Origin of the sequence: Gemmiger formicilis (genome assembly GCF_016901605.1) — a bacterium.
GTDB classification, from domain to species: domain Bacteria; phylum Bacillota; class Clostridia; order Oscillospirales; family Ruminococcaceae; genus Gemmiger; species Gemmiger formicilis_B.
In genome coordinates, this window is record NZ_JACJKP010000965.1 from 1 (window position 1) to 218 (window position 218).

At 52.8% G+C, this 218-nt stretch carries 1 protein-coding gene; it reads right to left on the reverse strand.

The features are described from left to right. Nucleotides 1-92 (reverse strand): hypothetical protein (locus H6B10_RS17415; protein ID WP_243427459.1); only part of this gene is annotated, 92 nt, incomplete at its 3' end. Nucleotides 93-218 lie beyond the last annotated feature (126 nt).

The following is a 218-nucleotide window of genomic DNA, read 5'->3' on the forward strand; positions in this document are numbered from 1 at the left end:
CTTTCGCGCTGCATTTCTATACGCTCTTCACCGGTACCGTACAACAGCGCATGCAAGGCCTCTTTGCTGAAGTCTTTGATGGGCGTGTCCAGTGTAAAGCCGTACCGCTTGCCATGGCCGCAGACTGAAACCGACCAGCCTGGCGGTGACTGTCGGCGGAATCAATATTGCGGATTTCTGCGATAAAAGTGTCAGCGAGGAACTGGAATTCATCAAGA